Origin of the sequence: Protofrankia symbiont of Coriaria ruscifolia, assembly GCF_900634745.1 — a bacterium.
Classification (GTDB): domain Bacteria; phylum Actinomycetota; class Actinomycetes; order Frankiales; family Frankiaceae; genus Protofrankia; species Protofrankia californiensis.
On sequence record NZ_CAAAFR010000022.1, the window covers coordinates 1237 to 4372 of the forward strand.

3 protein-coding genes and 1 pseudogene are annotated in these 3136 nt (G+C 71.7%); 2 read left to right on the top strand and 2 right to left on the bottom strand.

What is annotated here, in order from left to right:
* Positions 1–135: 135 nt before the first annotated feature.
* Together CV1CTNOD_RS02455 and CV1CTNOD_RS26195 are read right to left on the bottom strand one after the other, a co-directional pair.
* A complete protein-coding gene (locus tag CV1CTNOD_RS02455) occupies positions 136–1284 on the bottom strand; it encodes a hypothetical protein (RefSeq protein ID WP_131784549.1) in 1149 nt (382 codons plus the stop codon).
* Positions 1285–1462: 178 nt separating this feature from the next.
* Positions 1463–1834 carry a hypothetical protein gene (locus CV1CTNOD_RS26195; protein WP_242606307.1) on the bottom strand — a complete coding sequence of 124 codons (372 nt, stop codon included), beginning with the start codon at positions 1832–1834 and terminating at the stop codon, positions 1463–1465.
* A 184-nt stretch (positions 1835–2018) separates the two neighbouring features.
* Between CV1CTNOD_RS26195 and CV1CTNOD_RS02465 the strand changes: the two genes are divergently transcribed.
* Positions 2019–2387 (top strand): hypothetical protein, encoded by a 369-nt coding sequence (locus CV1CTNOD_RS02465; RefSeq protein ID WP_131784550.1) that lies wholly within the window; start codon positions 2019–2021, stop codon positions 2385–2387.
* A gap of 417 nt (positions 2388–2804) precedes the next feature.
* Positions 2805–2924, top strand: a pseudogene (locus CV1CTNOD_RS02470) (WD40 repeat domain-containing protein); the annotation flags it as partial.
* Positions 2925–3136 lie beyond the last annotated feature (212 nt).

Genomic DNA, 3136 nt, shown 5'->3' on the forward strand with positions numbered 1-3136 from the left:
CCCGAAGGCCGCTCGGCGCACGACGTCAACCGGTCCCGGTCGCTGAACCGCTCGCGGCCCGGGAAGTCGGCGGCGAGGCGATGACCCCACTCGATCTGGTCCATCGCCGTTGAACTCCAGTTCATGTCAGCCCTCCTACTCGTCGTTCCTGCTGTCCGCCGGTGGGGTCTTCTTGCGGCGCGCGAGCTGCTCGCGTAGTGCGGCTAGTTCCCCGGTGAGCCGGTCGCGGTCGGTTTCGGCTCGTTCGGCGCGGGCCTGCTCGGCCGCGCTCTGGGTGCGGGCTGCGGCCAGTTCGGCGGCGGTGTCCGCCCGTAGCCTGGCCAGCTCGCCGGTGAGCCGGTCCCGCTCGGCGGTGGCGGACTGGCGGGCACGGTCGGCCTGGGTCAGATCCTCCCGGACGCGGCGGGCCTCGGTCACGGCGGCGTCGCGTTCGGCGGTGGCGGTGGCCGCGGTGGTGGCCGCTGCCCGCCAGGCGTCGTCCGCGTGGCGGGCCCGGTCCTCGGCGGCCTGGCGGCCTTGGAGCGCGGCGTCGCGGTCGGCCTCGGCGCGGATCCGTATGGTCTCCGCGTCCTGGCGGGCTTGCTCGGCCGCGGCGGTCCGCGCCTGTGCCTGCTGGGCGTCCTGGCGGGCGCTATCCCGTTCGGCGGTGGCGCGGACGGCTGTGGTCCGGGCCGCTTCGGCCTCGGCCTGCGCGGTGCGGGCGGACTGCTCCGCACGTTCGGCCGCCGTCTGGGCCTCCGCCGACCGGGCCCGGGCCGCTTCGGCTTCGGCCCGGTCGGCAGCAGCCTGAGCGCGCGCCTGCTCGGCGGCGTCACTGGCGGCCCGGGCCGCGGTGCGGGCGGTGTCCCGCTCACCGAGCGCGTTATCCCGTTCGGCGGTGGCGCCGGCGACACGCTCGGCGGCGGTACGGCGGACCTCGTCGACCTCGGTGGCGGCGGCAGCGATGCGGGCGGCGGCGGTGGCCTCGGCCCGGCTGATGGCGGTCTGCACCCCGGTCGGGGTGAGCTCGGCCGCCAGGCCGTCGGCGAGCCTGTCGATGTAGACCTGCAACCGGTCGGCCAGTTCCTCGGCGGCGACCACGTCGGCGCCGACCCCGCCCGCGCTGCGGCGGGCCGCGCGGGCCCGCTTGGCCTCGTCCTGGCAGGTCCGCGGCGGCGGGCAGTAGCGGCGCTTCCGGCCGGCGCCACCAGGGCGCTGCTCGACGGGGTCGCCGCACCACTGGCACGGCAGGGTCGCCCCCTCTACGGCGGGAGACGGGTCGGTGGACGGCGGTGAAGTACTCATGATCCGACCCTACCATAAAAACAGATTTCCGTTTCCGGAAATCTGTTTTTAAAACATGGTGATCCACCGTCGAGATCGACGCCCGTCTAGATCAACGCTGCGGAGCGACGCGAGCCACCGCGTGCAGGTTCAGCGACGTGGTCGGCGTGGGAGCAGGTGATCGCGGCGTTGGTCGGTGTCAGGCGGGGGTGGCGTGACGCAGGGCGTAGAGTGACTCCCTCTTCATGACGTCCTCGGCGGCGCCCAGTGCGGCCGTCATCGCCCGCTCGGCCCGTCCATGGGGCCAGTACTCCCGCTGAGAGATGCCCAGCACCGCCCGGTAGGCGGCAGGGCCGCCGCCACTGCCCGGGTCTGCGGGACAGGACCGCCGGGTGTCGAGGCCACCGAATCGGCGCAGGACATCGCCGAGAGCCCGCTGGTAGGCGGCGGCGTACACCTCGCCCCGGTCGATGGGGGCTTGCAGACCGCGGAGCCGGGCGAGCCGCGCACCGAGGGTGATGATCGTGTCGCTGCCGAGGGCGTGCACGGCTTCGATCAGTTCGTCTGACACCTCGCCAACGGCCTACCCTGCGCAAATGGCGGCCGGTCAGGTCCTGCGCTGGACGCGTGTGGAGGTGTCGCGCTGCCTCTTTGGGACGCACTGCCGAATTGTTCAGTTTGTTAGATCAAGGTTGGTAAAATGTGGTCTGATTCCCTCTTCCGTCGGCTGATTGCGGTCGGCTACGGTCCGTCGTGTGACGGGGGTTGAAGCTGCAGTGTGGGGCATGCTGGGCGGGTTCACCGTCGAAGGCCTGGACCTGTGCACGGTGGTGCGCCGATATGGGTGCCTGCCATGGCAGACCGGTAAGGCAAAGGAAGCGAGCCGGTCCGCCTACCTGGTTGCCGAGTTGATCCGGTTGCTGATCGGGGCTGTGCTCGCCGGCGCCGCAGCGCGGTCCGGGCAGGTTGGCACTGCTGTCGCTGCCTTGGCTGTTGGGATCGCCGCCCCGCTCATCGTGGATCGGCTCTCTCGGATGGTCCCCCTACCCCGCTCCGAGCCTCTTCCGCCGTCCCCTCATCCCCTGGCCGGGGATGAGGGGACGGCGGAAGAGGCGGGCGGGTGAGGGTCGTGCGCGCTGATTCCTTCGTCGGTCAGGTCCTCGCGGTGCTATCCCGGCGTACCCCGGCTTTCACCCCACTGCCCGGTGAACCGCAGACCTTCGCCGGCCACGTCTGCGCCCTTTTATACGGCCGCCTGACCAGATCCGCCCCTCAACCACCAACCCCCACTCCACCAGCAGCAGAATCGACCCCCGCCGAAGCGGCCCACCGGGAACAGCTGTCCTCCGAGCGGCGGCGGTGGCCGCGGCCACGATGACCGCGGGGTCACCACCGTGGTTCTGGGCCACCAAGGCCCGCGACGGCCAGCTGGCGGGTGCGCCACAGCAGGCTGGCGGAGCCGTCCGCGTGCCGCGCGGCATCCTCGGACGGCGCGCTGACCCGCGACCCGAACGGACTGCGTGCCTCCCAGCCGACCGTGTGCCCGCCACACCGGCGGCGTGTCCTCGGTGGCGTTCGCCCCTGACGGGCACACCCTCGCCACCGGCTGCTACGACGGCACGGTGCGGTTGTGGGATGTGACGGACCCGCGGCAGGCCCGCTAGATCGGACAGGTTATCCCATCGGACGCAGAGTACTCAAGTGATGCGTTTCCGGCACCAGTGGTCAAGTCCGCCCGAGCGGCTCAGGGTCGCGGATGTCAGGAGCCGGCGGACAGCAGGACTGAATCGCCCCAGCGCGTCCGCGCTGACTAGGAGACCGCTGAAAAGGTCGGCGCGCCTCCCCAAGGTAATGATCCTTTTTGGGATGATAA

Bases quoted from the DNA above. Each gene is read 5' to 3' on its own strand.
- CV1CTNOD_RS02455 (WP_131784549.1), bottom strand. From the start codon at position 1,284: ATGAGTACTTCACCGCCGTCCACCGACCCGTCTCCCGCCGTAGAGGGG.